The 16,962-nt window shown below is 30.3% G+C and carries 15 protein-coding genes; 3 read left to right on the top strand and 12 right to left on the bottom strand.

Translation table 11 applies throughout. The features are described 5' to 3' along the window. Nucleotides 1-260: 260 nt before the first annotated feature. Nucleotides 261-440 carry a hypothetical protein gene (locus PLW95_05785; GenBank protein ID HOV22174.1) on the top strand — a complete coding sequence of 60 codons (180 nt, stop codon included), beginning with the start codon at nucleotides 261-263 and terminating at the stop codon, nucleotides 438-440. Nucleotides 441-1,010: 570 nt separating this feature from the next. Here PLW95_05785 and PLW95_05780 read toward each other — a convergent pair. The 5 genes from PLW95_05780 to PLW95_05760 all read right to left on the bottom strand — a co-directional run bounded on the left by PLW95_05780 (nucleotide 1,011) and on the right by PLW95_05760 (nucleotide 4,231). After that, nucleotides 1,011-1,277: an AbrB/MazE/SpoVT family DNA-binding domain-containing protein gene (locus PLW95_05780; protein ID HOV22173.1), complete on the bottom strand. Its 267-nt coding sequence runs from the start codon at nucleotides 1,275-1,277 to the stop codon at nucleotides 1,011-1,013. Between the two features lie 193 nt (nucleotides 1,278-1,470). Then, entirely contained in the window at nucleotides 1,471-2,769 is a 1,299-nt protein-coding gene (locus PLW95_05775) for an MBL fold metallo-hydrolase (protein ID HOV22172.1), read from the bottom strand. Between the two features lie 5 nt (nucleotides 2,770-2,774). Further along, nucleotides 2,775-3,689 carry a hypothetical protein gene (locus PLW95_05770; protein ID HOV22171.1) on the bottom strand — a complete coding sequence of 305 codons (915 nt, stop codon included), beginning with the start codon at nucleotides 3,687-3,689 and terminating at the stop codon, nucleotides 2,775-2,777. A 172-nt stretch (nucleotides 3,690-3,861) separates the two neighbouring features. After that, the gene (locus PLW95_05765) at nucleotides 3,862-4,005 is read right to left on the bottom strand and encodes a hypothetical protein (GenBank protein ID HOV22170.1); all 144 of its coding nucleotides are present in this window, start codon (nucleotides 4,003-4,005) and stop codon (nucleotides 3,862-3,864) included. Between the two features lie 22 nt (nucleotides 4,006-4,027). Beyond that, nucleotides 4,028-4,231, bottom strand: coding sequence for a cytoplasmic protein (locus PLW95_05760; protein HOV22169.1), 204 nt, complete (start codon nucleotides 4,229-4,231; stop codon nucleotides 4,028-4,030). Between the two features lie 986 nt (nucleotides 4,232-5,217). On the opposite strand from PLW95_05760, the gene PLW95_05755 reads away from it, so the two are divergent. After that, on the top strand, nucleotides 5,218-6,033 hold the full coding sequence (locus PLW95_05755) for a hypothetical protein (protein ID HOV22168.1): 816 nt from the start codon (nucleotides 5,218-5,220) through the stop codon (nucleotides 6,031-6,033). A gap of 118 nt (nucleotides 6,034-6,151) precedes the next feature. Continuing rightward, on the top strand, nucleotides 6,152-6,499 hold the full coding sequence (locus PLW95_05750) for a hypothetical protein (GenBank protein ID HOV22167.1): 348 nt from the start codon (nucleotides 6,152-6,154) through the stop codon (nucleotides 6,497-6,499). A gap of 57 nt (nucleotides 6,500-6,556) precedes the next feature. Here the strand turns inward: PLW95_05750 and PLW95_05745 are convergent, their stop codons facing one another. From PLW95_05745 to nrdG, 7 genes are all read right to left on the bottom strand, one after another. Then, complete coding sequence (locus tag PLW95_05745) at nucleotides 6,557-7,165, bottom strand: hypothetical protein (protein HOV22166.1); 609 nt, start codon at nucleotides 7,163-7,165, stop codon at nucleotides 6,557-6,559. Further along, a complete protein-coding gene (locus PLW95_05740) occupies nucleotides 7,137-8,222 on the bottom strand; it encodes a hypothetical protein (protein ID HOV22165.1) in 1,086 nt (361 codons plus the stop codon). The genes PLW95_05745 and PLW95_05740 overlap by 29 nt, the downstream gene beginning before the upstream one ends. Then, complete coding sequence (locus PLW95_05735) at nucleotides 8,207-10,051, bottom strand: AAA family ATPase (protein ID HOV22164.1); 1,845 nt, start codon at nucleotides 10,049-10,051, stop codon at nucleotides 8,207-8,209. Before PLW95_05735 ends, PLW95_05740 begins: the two co-directional genes overlap by 16 nt. A gap of 10 nt (nucleotides 10,052-10,061) precedes the next feature. After that, nucleotides 10,062-11,192, bottom strand: coding sequence for a hypothetical protein (locus PLW95_05730; protein HOV22163.1), 1,131 nt, complete (start codon nucleotides 11,190-11,192; stop codon nucleotides 10,062-10,064). 20 nt (nucleotides 11,193-11,212) lie between these two features. Further along, nucleotides 11,213-12,241, bottom strand: a complete 1,029-nt coding sequence (locus tag PLW95_05725; protein ID HOV22162.1) for a hypothetical protein — start codon at nucleotides 12,239-12,241, stop codon at nucleotides 11,213-11,215. 208 nt (nucleotides 12,242-12,449) lie between these two features. Beyond that, nucleotides 12,450-15,722: a hypothetical protein gene (locus tag PLW95_05720; protein ID HOV22161.1), complete on the bottom strand. Its 3,273-nt coding sequence runs from the start codon at nucleotides 15,720-15,722 to the stop codon at nucleotides 12,450-12,452. Then, nucleotides 15,715-16,311, bottom strand: a complete 597-nt coding sequence (gene nrdG / locus PLW95_05715; GenBank protein HOV22160.1) for an anaerobic ribonucleoside-triphosphate reductase activating protein — start codon at nucleotides 16,309-16,311, stop codon at nucleotides 15,715-15,717. The genes PLW95_05720 and nrdG overlap by 8 nt, the downstream gene beginning before the upstream one ends. Nucleotides 16,312-16,962 lie beyond the last annotated feature (651 nt).

Raw genomic sequence — 16,962 nt, 5'->3', positions numbered from 1 at the left:
CTTAATGTCTCAACGAATTAGTATTTCGAGTAGATTTTTATTTGACACAACAGTTCTTTTACCTCAGGAGTTAAACTTATGCGTATTGGGACTTGCGGTAATTTGAATTACAAATCTACACCTTTTTATTATTTTATTTTTCATTTTCTTTATAACAAAATTCCTTTGGAGATAAAACCAGTGTCTCGCCTATTTTTTTGTTAAGTAAATAAGAAAAATCTTTGACATTTCCTGTAATAAAAAAATCCATTCTGTAATATATGGCAGTTGATAGTATTATTCTATCTTTTTCAGGTAATTTATTGAGAATTTCTAATTCAATAATTACATCTTCTACTCTTATAAATTTTCAGAAAAGTTTGTTTGATACATCTATTTTCTGTGGGATTTTTTTCTCTATGTTGTATTTTACTTCAAGTTCTACCAAATTTGAGAAATAGATATCAAAAAAGTTATTTTCAGCAAGTTTTATAATTAAGGAAGGATAAGAATTTTTGTAAATATTTACTCAAGTCCGTTTATATTCTTAGGCACAAAGGCACAGAGTAATCAGGAACTGGTCTTGCAATCAAACAGTTCCACAGGTTCCTGCAGACAATACCAGGTACTGATATGAAAATCACCCCCTCATCCGTCGCTTCGCTCTTGGGACAGGGGTGCTTCCCCTTTCCCAACGATACCCCCAATACGAAATACATTATTATAAATATGGGAAAAATCCTTTTTCCCATACCCTTTTTAGACGCAGGAGTTATTAACCATATTAAATTTCTTCCCTACTTTTCTGTCTTTCCATTTCTATAAAGAGAAAAACACCCTATCCCTGCATCTATTTTCTCCCCGCTGGGGAGAAGAACTTTTTTCCTCTTATTACCCTCTACCCACAGGGGAGAGGGCGAGGGTGAGGGGGGCTTTTGTGCTTTTAAATTAATGTGGTTGAGTAAGTATTTACGAATTTTTAAAATCAGTATAAATTGCAGAGAAAAATATATTACTATCACAAAAAACTTTTATTTTTTTGTCCACTTTTTCAATATCTTTTTTTCTTCATCTGAAGAAAGAGATAATGATTTTACCATCTCTTGAATAAACTCATTATCATACTCTTTTAGAAGGGACTTTATTTTATCCATAGAAACAACTACTGCTGGCTTAATTACTATTTCCCCATCTCTATCTTCTATAATAACAGGCGTTTTAGGATTGAACTTATACTTCTTTCTTAACTCTTTAGGTATTGTTATTTGTCCTCTTTCTCCAATAATTACTGTTTCCATATTATTCCTCTTTTTCCTTTATTATACATATTTTCAGAAAATAAGTCAACAGCCATCCAGCAGTTATCTTTTTTCTGAATTCTTACTCCTCCACACCTGGTCTGGAGAGAAATCCCCTATTAAGCGGGTCAGTGATTCTAACCGTGGGTTGTCAAAGAGCAAGTGTATCAAGGGTTTGCAGGTTTTTCAACCTTCAGGAAATTACCTCGTTATCATCTATCCGCAGCACTTTTGTTCCTGGGAATATTTTTTCGTATTTATCCCCTTCAAAAGTATGGATTGGGACAAGATTTTTGGGATTCAGAACCTCAACCATTCTTTTCAATGTATTTCTATCAGCATGCCCACTTGTATGAATTTCTCTTTGAATCATTCCCCTGCTGGTTAGAAACTTTATAAACTCCTGTGTCGCATCTTCTTTTTTGTATCCGCTCCAAACGGAATAAATGAAGATTCCGTTTTTCAGGTTTTTGATATGTTCCAAGTCTGTTTTCATGCTCGGGCGTACAATCATCACTGTTTTATCGAACTGCCCGCTAATCTGTGCTTTTGTGATTTTAAACTCCTTGAACCGGTACAGTATGTCCTTGTTTCCCCGGTCGCTAATCATTCTTGAGAGCCGATAGGGGAAAAAAACTCTTATTTCCGGGAAGTTCTTTGATGGGTATGGAATTTTGCCGAATTTAGACAGTTCTGTCAGAACAGCAGCGATATAGAAATCAATAGCGAGAGTCTTTCCTGTTCTTTTACATGCCCTATAGATTGAGACGAGCCGGTCAATGTTCTGGCCGGAAGTGTAAATCAGATTAATCCCTTTCCCTTCTTTAAAAATCTTTACCAACTCCGCCTCTAAATCATCTTCGGTTTTTAACTCTACATCGATTCGCCCTATAGTTGTACCTTCAAGCAGCAAATAATCTACATTTTTTTCTACATTGTGAGCAAACCAATCAAATGCCTTTGTTTTTCCTCCGTGTCTTCTGAAATCGCCGCTATAAAACAGTGATGTTCCTCCGTCCTTGATTAAAAACGCATAAGAGTCAAATGCGGAGTGATCCATTAAGTATGGGATTATTTCAATATCGCCGATAGAAAACATTTTTCCCGATTCGAAATTCACGGGGTTTGATATGTCCCATTTCTCGTTTAAAAAGATACTGCTAAGCCCAATTAATACCTCAGATGCTTTGCCGAGGTAGATTTTGCAGTTTTCATGGACATATTTTATTAAGCCGAAATGGTCCTGATGGGCATGAGATAGAATCAATGCCGTATTGCCTGGCTCTTCATACAACCCTTTAATATCCGGCAGAATGCCTTTGTCAATCAGTTCTTGCACCGAGGCATTCCTGAGGATTCTTGAATCAAAGCGTGTCCTGTCAGGATTAACCAGGGGCATACCCAAATCAAGAACTATACGCCTTGATTCTGTCCAGATTTCAACACAGGAGCCCCCGATTTCCCTGGTCCCTCTGTGAATTTTGAATTTCATATACCTTATTCCTCAGCCAGTGGGAAGCAATTTTGGGATTTCTCATAGGGTATTTTAAAGTTATAGTTTGTCTTCCCCTGGTATAAACAACCAAAAGCTATATCTTTAAGCCAGTTATTTATATCCTCTGCATTCTTATCAATCCATTGCTGGGTGCAATCGCCTACTAGAAGAATGGGTCTTTCAATAAGCCGGTAATTTTTAAGAGAATCATCTTTTGCAAATCTTGGCAACAGTCCCAACTCTTTTTTAACCTGATACACTCTGTTATAGTATTCAATTAAATCGTTCCTGTTGCCTTTCGCAAATTCATAGTATTTCTTAAGCTGTTTATCAATTGTTTCGTTGCTTTCCCTTTCAGTTGCATACAACCTGTCATCGCCCATTGTTTTCAACTCTACAAATGCGATTTCTCTGGTTTTCATGTTTACCCAGACCATATCAATACGCTTCATATCTTTCCGATTATTCCCGTACGCCATTTCTGTATCAATGAAAAACCCCTCGCCTCTTCTTTTCTTGTTGTTATTGATTACATACTGGCCCTGTATGCCTTTTTCTGAACCATTGGGATAAAACTTCCGGATTCTCTTTTTTATTCTTTCCAGCGCCTCTCTTTCAAAATTCCTTATATCAATTGTTTGCAGTTCCTTTAATGAGATATTTCCTTCTTGAAACTCAAACGGCAGATACTTCGCTGTTGTGTTTAACGGTATGTATTCCGTGTGTATTTGCGCTTTGTATCCTTTTGTTCCTCCCAATTTCATGATAGAGCCGCCATTATGATATACATTTAAGTAGTTTTCTTTCCTTATATCAATGTATATCTCCGGGTCTGATTTCAGGTTTTGCCACCATTGGGGAGGATTATCCTTAAGTCTTTGAAATAGCGGATGGTTAGTTTTCAGTGTGATTTTCATATCTATTGCTCCTTTGCGGTCACAACATAGCAAACTTCATCCGGGCATCTTGTTTTTCACTATTAGCACTCTTCTCAATTTAAGTCATTTATATTCCTTCGTCAATCCTCTTCTAACCGCGGGGGTTAAACTTACGCGGTTAAATAATCCCCTATTAGGCGGGTCAGTGATTCTAACCATACTCATCTTCATTCTTTGATATTATTGTAAAATTCATTGCTTTTGATAAAGATACCGTAGCAACCTCACAATTAGGACAAGTTAAATCTTCTGTCTCTTCACCACATGTCTTACATACTCTTATTATTACCTCCAATAGTTACATTCTCTTTATAATATTATACCTCTTTTAACCACTTTTTCGGTTCATATACCACATCGCCCCGTTGACCAGGTAATTTTCTTCTATGCCCGCTCTCTACTATCATTTTTAAAGGTATTCCATCTGGAAAAGCATCACAAACAAAATTACCTTTACCATTTTTTCTTATATGCTTGCAGGTCATACAATCTATCACCTCAAAAAACTTTATTTCTGCCATATCTTACTCCTTTATAATATATACTTCTTAAGCACTTTTACATACTTGCTCTCTAAACTACCATCTAAATATCTACCTATCAATGTTGCTACTGTCTCCTCTCCTCACATATACTAATTCCTACAACACTACTTAATTCCTTTCCCATTGGTGATAATTTCCTCACATCACTAACGACTTTTGAACAATGTCGTAATCCCCTATTAAGCGGGTCAGTGATTCTTACGATATAGTAGTATTAGTAGTAAGTGGATTGTATGGTTTGTCGTAATCCCCTATTAAGCGGGTCAGTGATTCTTACTGTGGGTTGTCAAAGAGCAAACATATCAAGGGTTTTAACTACCTTTTCCGCAAATCCCTTCTTTTACTACCTGAAATTATATTAACAACTTTATTTATTTTTGCAAAATCCCTTGTCTATCAAGCATTTCCATCTCTCGCAAAACCCCCTACCCTTTTTTGCCTTTTTGGGGTTTGCGGTGATTTACAGGAGATATTTTATAATATTCACTCACACCCAAATACTGCAACACAAAGACATATCTAAAAACAAAATCGCCCCTTATAAAACCACCCTCATCCCTACCCTCGGGCGTAGACCCTACGGGCGAGCCTGTGGACTGTGTAGAACAATTAACCTCTTATTCCGATATCCCTTTACTTTGTGCCTAAGAATATAAACGGAGACTTGAGTAAATATTTACTTTTAAAGTATATTGTAATAAAAGTTTTTCTGTAATAGTGTTATCAAATTGACAAGTCAACTTCGCCACTCAAAAATGAAAAATCCTTATTTCATACGGGTTTCTGCAAATATGTAGTGAAATGTAGTAATAAATCAAAATCTCTTCAACCCCTTTATTTACAAGTGTTTTCATAATTGCCCAAAATGAAATGGCGAAGTTAACTTGACAAAAAATTAATAAATTGTAATATATAAATAGAAAATAAAAACAAAGTGTCAAATTAGTTAATAAATTTCTATAATGGAACAACTAATTGTAGACCTTGATAGTGATAAATTTAGATTTTTAAGATGGGGAAAAAATATAAAAGAGTATCCTTCCTTAAAATTTTATCGTCCCTTTCGTATTCCTGATTTGGGAAACATATATATACAGGAAAATGATACAGTAGTTATAGGGAAAGTTTCCTTCAAAGAAATCTATTATGGTTTTTTCAAAATAAACAAAATAGAATCTGAAAAAGATATTCCAACTAATGAAAATGAGATATTCTGTTTTGCTCTTTTAAAAAATAATAAAAAAGAAAATTATGAGGTGCTACTTAATTTTTTAGAGACAACTTATGGACCTGGATTTTTAGTAGAAAGAGGTGGAATAATTAGCAAGAGAAAATTAGAAAGTGAAGGAACAGATGTAGAGGTTTATCAATGGGAAGGGAAGCAAACTGGGATTGAGATTGAATATATAGAAGAAACAGAAAATATATTTGTGCGATATTATTCGTCTATTATACTGAATAAATTATTAACGGATGTTGAAGAGGAACTCCATTCAGTGATTGAAAATACTGAAGAAAATGAAAATAATTCTGTAATAAATGGATATACGCCTTTAAAATGCCCATATTGTGGAGGAGTGGCAAAATATGAAACAACTGTTAGACAGGGGTCTCCAGCAGATAATATAAATGCTGCTATTCTTGGGGGATTACTAACAAGGAGTTTTTTTGGGGGGTTATTAGCGGGAAATATGATGGCAGATAGGAATAACCAGAGAGTTAGAATTTATAGATGTGAAAGATGTAAAAATACTATAGAGATTCCCGAAAAAGGATAATAGAGGAGAAAAGACAGTTTTCTGGTAAATTATAATTATGTAAGTTTTTTAAAGTGAGTAGTTAGTTTTTAAAAAGGTATAGAAATAATTAACATTAAAGTATATTAAAATATAAAATATGGCAGAAATAACTCAAAAAAATCTAACCCTTAAAGAAATAGAAAAAGGTACTATAGATACTTTAAAGAATATAGAACAACTTGAAAAAGTAGCAGATAGTTATATTTCCTTGAAAGAAGAAGAAATTTTCCCATATTTTTTTAGAGAAAGAACAGTTTCTTTGTTTGAAATAATGAAGAAAAGATTGGAAGAAGAAAAAGAAAAAAATTTACAATTATTAGAACAATTAAAACATATGTCTCCGCAACCTAACGGATGTGGATGTATGACAATATTAATAATTCTTGCTGTTACTTTATTTATTTTTATAATTCTATTCCCAAAATTCACTTTTTTAATGCAATAGTTAATAAGAAAAACAACATAATTATACAATTATTAACAAAAATAAATTTTGTTATCCTCATTTATCTGTAATAGCAACTCTAAACCCTGCTAAGTATTTTGTTTCTTCAAAAATATCTCTAACTGTATTTGCTTGCCAGAGATTAGGCAGCCATTTATTAAATGGCTTTCCAATATGCTTTATTTGACCTTTTTCATCTTTTACTATTTCAACTAATCCCTCTTCAGTTAATGGATAAAAATCATTTTTAATCCAGTAAAGAGCGGGAAAACTGCAATTTTTCTTACATTGTTTGAATAAACTTTCTTTTTCTTCTTTTAATTCTTTAGTCACTTTGTAAAGACAAATCCACTCTTCTACCGTAGGTAACCTAAAATCTTTACCTAAATATTTTAAAAATGGAACAATTTCTTTATATTCTAATCCTGTAATAAAGATACCCCATGGATTTTCATTTATTTTTTTCCAATTATTTCTTTTATTCAATGAGAGAATTTTTTTATACCATTCATCTGTATAAAAATATCCTAATGGTCCGTTTTTTATCATAAATTTTTCAAATTGAAATTTAGATACAGGCAAAAGTGAAATATAAAAATTCCAGTTGTTATGTTTAATTAAAGGGAAACCAAATTTATCAAATTTTATGGTAAAGAGCAAACACATTTTTTTCTACCTCTTCGCAAAGTTCAATGTTTTTTATAAAGTCCAATTTCTCGTTATGTAATTTATAAAGTTTACCATCATTTGTTATTATTTTTCCAGATTTTTCAAAAACAAAAGCAAAATCAGAAAGAGGGTAGAACATATATTCTTTATTAAATAAAATCACCTTCCCTAAAGGTATGTTTTTTAGAACTACACTTCCTTCAGGACAAACTAATGTAGTATATAAATGTTTTTTCCCACATTGATAACAAATATATTCTGATTTTGAAAAAAATGCTTCAAACACAGGTATTAATTCTTTCGGAAGTTCTTGCCATATTATTTCTGGAACTATGAATTTTCCAATTTTCCCTTGGATTTTTTCTTCCACACCTTTTTCTCTTTTTATATAAAGATATGGAGGGTTCTTCAAAAAAAACGCTTTTAAATGTACATCTATAAATTCTTCTTCTAGAATAATATTTATAATAAATTCTCCTTTTTTATACACAGGAGTTTCTATTTTTCCTTTTGAATGTATTTCATAAAAAATTGGTATAAATCCCTGTCCTCTAATTTGTATATTTATTGCCGGGTCGTTCAATGCATTTATTATTTCTGATATTCCTCCTTTTAAGTTAATCTCTGTATAATAATTTTTATTACTGTGGTTATCAGAAACATTTATAAACAGTGTTCTTTTTATTATTTTATTTGCATTCCAATCATCTAAATCATAGGGAATAGAAGAACAAATTACAGCTATTGTGCTATAATAAGAGTTTTTCTCAAATTCTTCAAAAATCGGGGATATAAGGTTAACTCTATTTTCGTTATCATTAAACCACCTTGGAAAATTTTCCTCAAAATCTCTCGGAATAGAAATTGTATATTTTTTGTTAGAACCAAGAAAATAAATTCCTTCAATCCTTCCTGGTAATCTACTGACAATTTCTTTTCCTATATAGAAAATTTTGTCCTTAAATTCTTTGGATGGGTGTATAACAAGCACTATGGAGTTAGAAAGATTTGCAGTAAAAGAAATATCTGCTTTTTGAATTACTCTCTTCTGCATTTCAATTCTCCATTTTCACTAACGAAGAAAGTAAATTTTACTTTGATAATCCCAGTTTTTTCTGCAAAAAGTAATTGTTCAGCGAGTAAAGGGCCTATTTCATCCTCAATGATATTAACAAGCCCTCTACCTCCAAATTTTTCTATGTTTTCCCTATGTTTATTAAAGAAATAATTACTAACATCTTCTTTAAACTCTAATATATGTCCTGCATAGAAAAATTTATCTTGAAAATTATTTTTTATATCTTCCAATTTACTTTTTATAATTTTCCTCTGGGATTCTGGTATACTTATATAATTAAAAGGAATTATATGAGAACCTATCCTGTTAAGAAGTTCTGGTCTTGATATTTCATACATAAAAAATTCTCTTACCGCTTCAACAAAATGTTCTCTTACCATTTCCTGTTTTTGTTCCTCGCTAATTTCTTTATTACTTAAAATTTTTTCTAAGTTTTCTCGCTCTGATATTGGATTTCCTCTATTATTTGTTGTTCTGGCACCTATATTTGAGGTAAAAATAATTACACACTCTGTAAAAAAAACAATCTGTCCTCTACTATCCGTAAGCCGTCCATCATCAAGAATTTGAAGAAAAATATCCATTATCTTAGGGTGTGCTTTTTCTATTTCATCAAATAATATAACTGAAAAGGGTTTACTTTTAACCGATTTTGTAAGTTGTCCTCCTTCTTCATATCCAACATATCCAGGGGGTGAACCAATGAGTTTAGAAACAGTATGTTCTTCTTTATATTCACTCATATCCATTCTAACAAAGGCACTTTCAGAATCAAATAGATATTCGGCTAATTTTTTTGCAAGAAAAGTTTTTCCAACTCCTGTAGGACCTGCAAAGAAAAAAACTGCTTTTGGCTTTGTTAATTGTCCTGATGCAAGTCCTACAACTCCTGCCCTTGCTTTCTTTATTGCTTTTACAACTTCTTCTACTGCATAATCCTGTGCTATAACTTTTTCTTTAAACCAATTTTCAGCAGAATCAATTAATCCTTTTGGAGAACCAGATAATGGTAAATTTTCCCAAGGGTCTTCTTCTGTCCCAATCCGATATCTATTTACAATTTTTCTTAAAATAGAATTTGAAATATCTTTTTTTTGAGATAAAACATCTCTTAGAATATTGTCTATATCTCTTACATATAACCCATCTGTTATATTTGCAAGAAAATCAAGATGTTCTTGATTAAAATCAATTAAATGTTTGGAAAAATAGATTTTTCTTTCTTCTTTACCCGGTTTTGGAATTTCCATTACAGCAACTTTTGGGGAATTAGTATAGTAATCAAATGGAATCATAGTATCTTGCAAAGATACCATTATCAATCTATTATTTGAAGAAATATTTTCTATTATTTTTTGAATAAGTGTTATAAGAATTTCTTTATCTTTTGGATATGGACCCCTTGGATTATAAGGAGTGAGTTTATCTATATAATAAATAACAAAAATTCTTTTTTTATTTATATCCATTATATATTTTTGGAGCCATTTCGTTAACAAAACAACTTCTTTATCTTGAACATTTATTTCTTCTACCTCTGATTTTCCACCCTCTTCATTAAAAATATCAATTCTTTCTATCGCCCACATAGGAGATTGACTTTTATTTTCATTGTTATAAAATACACCCCAGAATCTTTCTTCATCATATCCAAATTCTTTCCCAATTTCCCAAATAAGTTCTGTAAGTCCTTTCACCAAGTCACCATTTTTCTTGATATATGTAGTATCTCTAACATTTCCATATAGAATAAGGATTTCTTTTTGTGTTAATAGTTGTTTTAAATTTTCCATCCAGACAGACATAATCTCTCCTTTATTTTCTTATTTCTTTGAATTGTTTCTTTAAAAGGTCTTTAACCTCTTTGGAAATATCAGTTTTTAAAACAACTGGTATTGTTTTCAGATATCCTTTATCCCTTGAAATGTCATTTTTTAATTCTAAACATATTGAATCTACTACTGCAGCATAATCAATTTCATCTTTCTTGCGTATTTCAAGTTCATCTATATCAGCATTTACTGCTCTTTTGGTTTTATTATCCCATAAATTTATATAAACTACATCTCCTTCTCTTTTAAAATTTTCAAAGTCTGCACCTATAACTCCAATTACTCTATTTACCCCTTTTTCTAAATAATTAGATTCTCTACAATGTTGACATACAATAAATTCTCTATCTATATTGTTATATATTTTTATTTTTGCAGGCCTTTTTAAATAACATTTACGGCAAAATAAAATTGGATAACTACTTAAAAATTCATTATTTTTCTCTACAAGTATATTTATAACTATTTCCCTAACTTCTTCATTATCTATTTCTAATGCACTAATAAAATCCAAAATTCCTTTTTCACTATACTTCTTAAAATCTAATTTGTCTAAAATTTTGTTTATTAGGTTTTTAGATTCAAGGATTTTTTTCTTATTCCCACTTGATAACAACTTGGTACAATATAAAAATAAATTATTTACTATTTCTTTGTTTTCTATCCAATTTTCTCCATTCGGATATATTTTATTTATTAATTTCTGTGCTTTGTTTCTTACATCTTCATTTTCTGAAAATAATGCAGAAATTATCTTTGATATATAGTTCTTTACTACTTCTCCTTTATGCCACCCAGGATGTATTTTACTAATATCTATTGCACTTAAACAATCCGCAGATATTTTTCTTACTAATGCATTAGAATCTACCAGTGAAATTATTAGTCCTTCTATTGCTAACTTATCTTTTATTAATTTTAATACATTTACTGCTGAATATCTTATACTATCATCTTCGCTTTCCAATGCTTTGATATATACAGGCAGGAGGTCCTTAATATATGAGGTGAAATACCAATCTGGATATTTAGAATTTAATTTTTTATAAGCATTTTCTCTGGTATACCATCCTGCATCTACTAAATCAATCAGCAAATTTTCTAATTCGCTCATTTTTATTTATTAAATCCCTTTCATCTATTATTTTCTAATGACTCTTCATCTATTGTGGATATTCTGTTTTTTCCATATAACATAGGGTCCTCATTTTCTGCTGTATCACGTTTAAATTTTGTATTTACACCAAAATTTTTAAGTTTTTCAGATAGATTATTAAATTCCTTTATACAATAATTATTTTCATTTGTTAATGGTGAATTAACCACTATTTTTTCAAGAGTAAGATAAAACTTCATAATTCCTGCTGAATAAGTGTTGATTTCATAGATAATCCGACTTCTTGGGTCGTCTTTCTTTTCAAAATATGGTTCTTTAATTTCTTCCCATCCAATTTGTTTGCAAACTTTCCTTAAAGATTCTAAAACATATTGTCTTTGTTTATTTAAATTTTCATATCCATTTAATGTTTCTTTCATTTTATTTATTTTTAAATTCAATTTCTCTATTTCACTTTCAACCAACGAGACCTTTTCTTCTTCTAATGAATGGGAAAGTAAGTCAATTGCTTTTTCAATTTCTGCATATTCTTCAAGATGCCATTTTGTAGATAATATTTCAATACTTTTAAGTATTATAGATAATTCTTCCATTTTATTTTTAAGTGCCTGAATTTTTTTAAGTGTTTTTTCTTTAATTTCTAAAAATGATTTAAATTGTTTCATCCCAATACCTTTAAATTCCTCCATTTCTTTTTTTACTGCCTGAATTTTTTTAGGTGCTTTTTCTTTAATTTCTAAAAGTGCTTTAAATTGTTTCATCCCAATACATTTAAATTCCTCCATTTCTTTTTTTACTGCCTGAAGTTCATGAATATACATATAAAAAGAAAAATTTGGTATTTTATTTTTCTGCCAACTCTTAAATTTTTCTATTTCCATTTTAAATTCTTCTTTTATTCCTTGAGAAAATTCACCTATAATATTTTTGCCTTTATCTTTCAAAATAAATATTTCTGCTTTTGTATTCTCTATTTGGGATATTATTTCCTGTTTTTTCCTAATTTGTTCTTCTATATAAACATTTGAATATTTTAATCCACTCATTTTCCCCTTGACTCCTCATTGGAAATCTCTTTCAAAAGGTTTTTTATAAACTATATAAATATTAGCCTCGGTCATATCTAAGTAGAGAGAAAAAACCTTTAAATCTTTTTGTTTTTTTACTTTTATTCTTGCTACCTTCAGTCAATACAATTGACTGGGTATTTACTAAATTATATATTTTTTTTTGTTTTTGTTCTATATAATTTTATCACATTCCCTTTTTACTCCATATCTTTCTCAAAAATCTTTTCAACTTACCTATAAACTTAAAATCATATGGGTCAATGTTTTGATATTCTTTGATAATTTCACTCGTTTCTTCTATTCTATCAGGAGAATTTTTTTTCACCCATTTGTAAATATCCTCAACCGTTTTCTCATCCTTTTTTTTCGATTTTAAAAGAGATATAAAAACATTTACAAATATTTCATGACTTTGTAAATGTTGATATTCTAAAACAAAATATTCATTATTTATTGAAAAAATTGCCTCTTCTAAAATATCAAAAGTTTTTTTGAAAAGGTGTTTATTTTGAAGTAGTATTTCTTCAATAATTGGTTTTAATGTATCTTTTATTTTATTATCTTTAAGGAGTTGTTCTAAAACATCCCTGTTTGTCCTTAAAATATCTAACAACCAATCTTCTTTCTCCTCCTCTGTTAAAACCAAATACCTTAAAAATTCCCTCCTTTCATCTTCCTTCAAACACTCTATATCTTTATTACTTAATTTCTCTCCTTTTGCAAGTTTCCACATCGCCCTGATTATATTATTCCCTTCACTTAATAACTCCTCTTTTATATAACTTCTCCCTGGAATAATTGGTATTTTCTCTCTTATAATTACTCCTACTATATTTCCACAAATATCCTTAATTTTCCCTCTATCAAAAAAAATCTCAAACATCTTATCAATAGAAATCTCCTTTATAACTACTTTTACTACTTCTTCCCAGATTAAACCTTTTAAATAACTATAAAACCTCTCTATTATTCTTTCTTTATTTAATGTATCTTTTATTTTATTATCTTTAAGGAGTTGTTCTACAATATCCCTGTTTGTCCCTAAAATATCTAACAGCCAATCTTCTTTCTCCTCCTCTGTTAAAACTAAATACCTTAAAAATTCCCTCCTTTCATCTTCCTTCAAACACTCTATATCTTTATTACTTAATTTCTCTCCTTTTGCAAGTTTCCACATCGCCCTGATTATATTATTCCCTTCACTTAATAACTCCTCTTTTATATAACTTCTCCCTGGAATAATTGGTATTTTCTCTCTTATAATTACTCCTACTATATTTCCACAAATATCCTTAATTTTCCCTCTATCAAAAAAAATCTCAAACATCTTATCAATAGAAATCTCCTTTATAACTACTTTTACTACTTCTTCCCAGATTAAACCTTTTAAATAACTATAAAACCTCTCTATTATTCTTTCTTTATTTATGGAAACAAATATCTTTTGGTCTTCACCTGTTAAAATTTCTTTATCTGAATAATCTTTACCTTCTTCAATAATCTCTGAAAGTTTATATGCCTTCTCAATTTCTTCCTTATATTTAATTTTTTCACGAAGAGAATTTAACCATATTTCAAAACAACTTCGAGAATTACATAACTCTTCAATTCCATCAGGAACTTTTAATATGGATTTTTCAAGATCAATAATAATAGAACTGGTATTTGTTGGAAGAGTTGTTTTGTATCCTACTATTTTTAAAGGATAAGAAGCAAGATTGCCATTGTCAAAACATGAGTCAAACCCAATTAAAACTTTAAAGTCATCAGGAATATAGGCAAAAATTTTATTCAAAAAATCAGTTATGTTTTCTGGATTTCCTTTCAAAATTACAGGTATATTGTTATTTTTTTCTCTGGCTATTCTATTCATCAATATAATAATTTTCCAGACAAAATCAGAGTTAAAATTAGATAATTTCGGAAGTGTATTAGAAATTTCTCCTAATTTCTCTGGTAAAATTTTTATGTTATTACTATTCCCATTTCTTCTATCAAAAAATGGTGAATTGAAAATATCTTTTATTTTTGTAAAAGAAAATCCCTCTGTAAATTTAACTAAACTCAATAAATCTCCTGTTCTTTTCCATATATTTTCAGGAAATATAAAAGCATGACAGAGAAATAACCCCCCCCTATTTAAAGAATCTTTTTCATTAGGTAAATTCTTGATTTTAAGAATTACAAGACACCACTTTTTTTGTATTTCTTGAAAAAATAATGTTATTTTTTCATCAAATATATCACCTGGAAAATGTATCCTTTTTTCTATTTCTGATATATCGTTCCTATTTAAAAATTTGGTAGGATAAAATACAGTATGAAAATCACCTTTTCTAAAGTAAGATTTCCTTTTTGGAACTTTTGTATAAATGGATTGTAAAATTTCATTATCAGGAATTGGTTGAGTTACTTGCTCAGAAGTAGTTAACTCCTTCACTGTATCACTTACCACTCGCTCCTCTTCTCCTTCTCCTTCAAAAATTTTTTGTATTATTAACATCAATGGGTCTATTACTCTCTTCGGATCCTCTGGTGAAAGCGATACCAATTTCTTACCTTTTGGAGCAGAACCTATTGCAGATATTAATGTATATTTAACACTTTTAAATCTCCTTCTTGCTAAATTTATAAATCCACCACCTCCTTTCTCTTCAAGCCAATCTTCTATAAATTCTGAAAACTTGGCTATTTCATTTATTTTTTTTCTAAACTCTCCATTTCTTGTTTTTTTTAACCCCCACCAATTATATGAACCTTGTAATAAAAATTCTTTAAGTTCTGGTTCTTCCTCTCCATCAATAAAAAGGTCTGCTTTTGTTAATACAACAATAAGATGTTGAAATTTTTCCAGTGAAATGCCAAGTCGGTTATACACTGCATTTACATATATATCCAAAAACCTTTCCATCTCATCCTGCCAACTCCTTCCCTTTCTTCTTTTGCAATCAGGTATACTTAAAATAAAGAAAACTACATCTGCATATGCAACAAACTTTCCCATATTTGTTATACTATTAATTTCTTCATACACTGCTCCAGCAGTATCATAAAAAGTGAAAAAACAATTACCTATCAATGGCATATCAAAAAATTCAATAATTGCTGGTAAAGGAAAATTCGCAGGGGTAGATTTAGGTAATTTATGCTCTTTCTCAAATAAAGAAACATGTTCAAATACTATCTTATGAGTATTTTCATCAAGCGTCTGCCAATTAAAATTTTCCCATAAAGAACTTCTTCTTATAAATTTTAATAAGTAGAAAAGTGATGTTAAGTAAACTGTTTTACCATGCCCAGTAAATCCAATAATACCAACTGTCATTTTAGGATAATTCTCTTCAACAAAATCCCTTGGTAATAGAGATCTACATTTTGTACAAGTATATACTTCTGTATTATTATTCTTCGTTGATTTTGGTTCATCACTTTGTAAACAATAAGGGCATCTAATCATTTTCTTTTAGTACTTTTTTTAACTCTTCCCAAAAGTTTATATCAAATATTCCAGTTATAGAAATTCCTTTTTTGCCTACTTTTATTTCTGCTTCACTTATTCCTTCCTTTTCTACAAATTCTTTTAGATATTTATATCTTTCTGAAAGAAAATATACCTTCTGATTACGACTTCCCCTCCATATCAAAAATGTCTTTTCTTCTTTAATAAATCTACCATCAATAAGTATATCTATATAATTCAGTAATTCTTTACCATAAGGAATTTTTCCTTTTAAAATATCTTCATATTGGTATCCAGTAAAACAAACAATAGTTAAATTTTTACATCTTATTAGTTTTGAAAGAGATAAAAGCTCTTTACTTTGAAGAAAAGGCTCTCCACCTGTAAATGTAACTCCTTCAATACCAGAATATTTATCTATAATAGATAACATTTCTTTAACATTCATTACCTTCCCACCATTTTTATTCCAAAATTCAGGATTAAAGCAGCTTTTACAATGGAAAGAACATCCTTGAAACCAAATTACAAATCTTTTTCCTGGACCATTAACTCCAGTTGAAATTAAATATTTTCCTATTCGCATTTAATATGTTTTTTTGACATAGATAATAACTATAATGCAAAGATATGAGATAATCTGCAGAAAAACACTGATAAGATATTTTTTATATTCTACATTTTCCATAAAACCACCATTTTATAGTTTTCATTTTAATATCGCAATTTGATTTTAAAATACACTTTTAAAATTGTCAAATTCAATTGTCGTTTGAAAGGTAATCCATTATCGTCAAAAATATCTTATTGCCTTCTCCCCTGTGGGAAGAAGGTTGAAATTCCCCTCCATCCCCGTTTTGCTTATAAATCCCCCTCCATCCCCCTTTACAAAGGGGGAAGTATTTTGGAAACAAGCACCAACTCTGCTTTGCTACCCTTTGCTTCTTTAGTCGGTTTACAAAGGGGGAACTTGTGGGTAAGAGATACCCTCTTTGTCAAAGAGGGGAATTCTATCAAGCATCTCCATCTCCCGCAAAACCCCCTACCCTTTTTTTCTGCCATTTCCCCAGACCTGGTCTGGAGGAAAAGCGGGCCAGTGATTTTTACATTTATAAACACAGGGTTAAAAATTTATAAGGAATATAAATTAAAATCAACAGGAGAAAGATGGGATGCCTCTTTAAATAAATCTTTAATGTGGTCATCCATTGTAAGATAAATTATCTGCCAGTTATTC

It is taken from the genome of bacterium, assembly GCA_035370465.1.
Taxonomy (GTDB): Bacteria; Ratteibacteria; UBA8468; order B48-G9; family JAFGKM01; genus JAGGVW01.
Note: the sequence above shows the minus strand (reverse complement) of the source record. Positions and strands in the feature narration are given on the sequence as shown.

Bases quoted from the DNA above. Each gene is read 5' to 3' on its own strand.
- PLW95_05730 (HOV22163.1), bottom strand. From the start codon at position 11,192: ATGAGCGAATTAGAAAATTTGCTGATTGATTTAGTAGATGCAGGATGG.
- PLW95_05755 (HOV22168.1), top strand. From the start codon at position 5,218: ATGGAACAACTAATTGTAGACCTTGATAGTGATAAATTTAGATTTTTA.
- PLW95_05725 (HOV22162.1), bottom strand. From the start codon at position 12,241: ATGAGTGGATTAAAATATTCAAATGTTTATATAGAAGAACAAATTAGG.
- nrdG (HOV22160.1), bottom strand. From the start codon at position 16,311: ATGCGAATAGGAAAATATTTAATTTCAACTGGAGTTAATGGTCCAGGA.
- PLW95_05780 (HOV22173.1), bottom strand. From the start codon at position 1,277: ATGGAAACAGTAATTATTGGAGAAAGAGGACAAATAACAATACCTAAA.
- PLW95_05785 (HOV22174.1), top strand. From the start codon at position 261: ATGGCAGTTGATAGTATTATTCTATCTTTTTCAGGTAATTTATTGAGA.
- PLW95_05735 (HOV22164.1), bottom strand. From the start codon at position 10,051: ATGTCTGTCTGGATGGAAAATTTAAAACAACTATTAACACAAAAAGAA.
- PLW95_05770 (HOV22171.1), bottom strand. From the start codon at position 3,689: ATGAAAATCACACTGAAAACTAACCATCCGCTATTTCAAAGACTTAAG.
- PLW95_05760 (HOV22169.1), bottom strand. From the start codon at position 4,231: ATGGCAGAAATAAAGTTTTTTGAGGTGATAGATTGTATGACCTGCAAG.
- PLW95_05740 (HOV22165.1), bottom strand. From the start codon at position 8,222: ATGCAGAAGAGAGTAATTCAAAAAGCAGATATTTCTTTTACTGCAAAT.
- PLW95_05750 (HOV22167.1), top strand. From the start codon at position 6,152: ATGGCAGAAATAACTCAAAAAAATCTAACCCTTAAAGAAATAGAAAAA.
- PLW95_05745 (HOV22166.1), bottom strand. From the start codon at position 7,165: ATGTGTTTGCTCTTTACCATAAAATTTGATAAATTTGGTTTCCCTTTA.
- PLW95_05720 (HOV22161.1), bottom strand. From the start codon at position 15,722: ATGATTAGATGCCCTTATTGTTTACAAAGTGATGAACCAAAATCAACG.
- PLW95_05775 (HOV22172.1), bottom strand. From the start codon at position 2,769: ATGAAATTCAAAATTCACAGAGGGACCAGGGAAATCGGGGGCTCCTGT.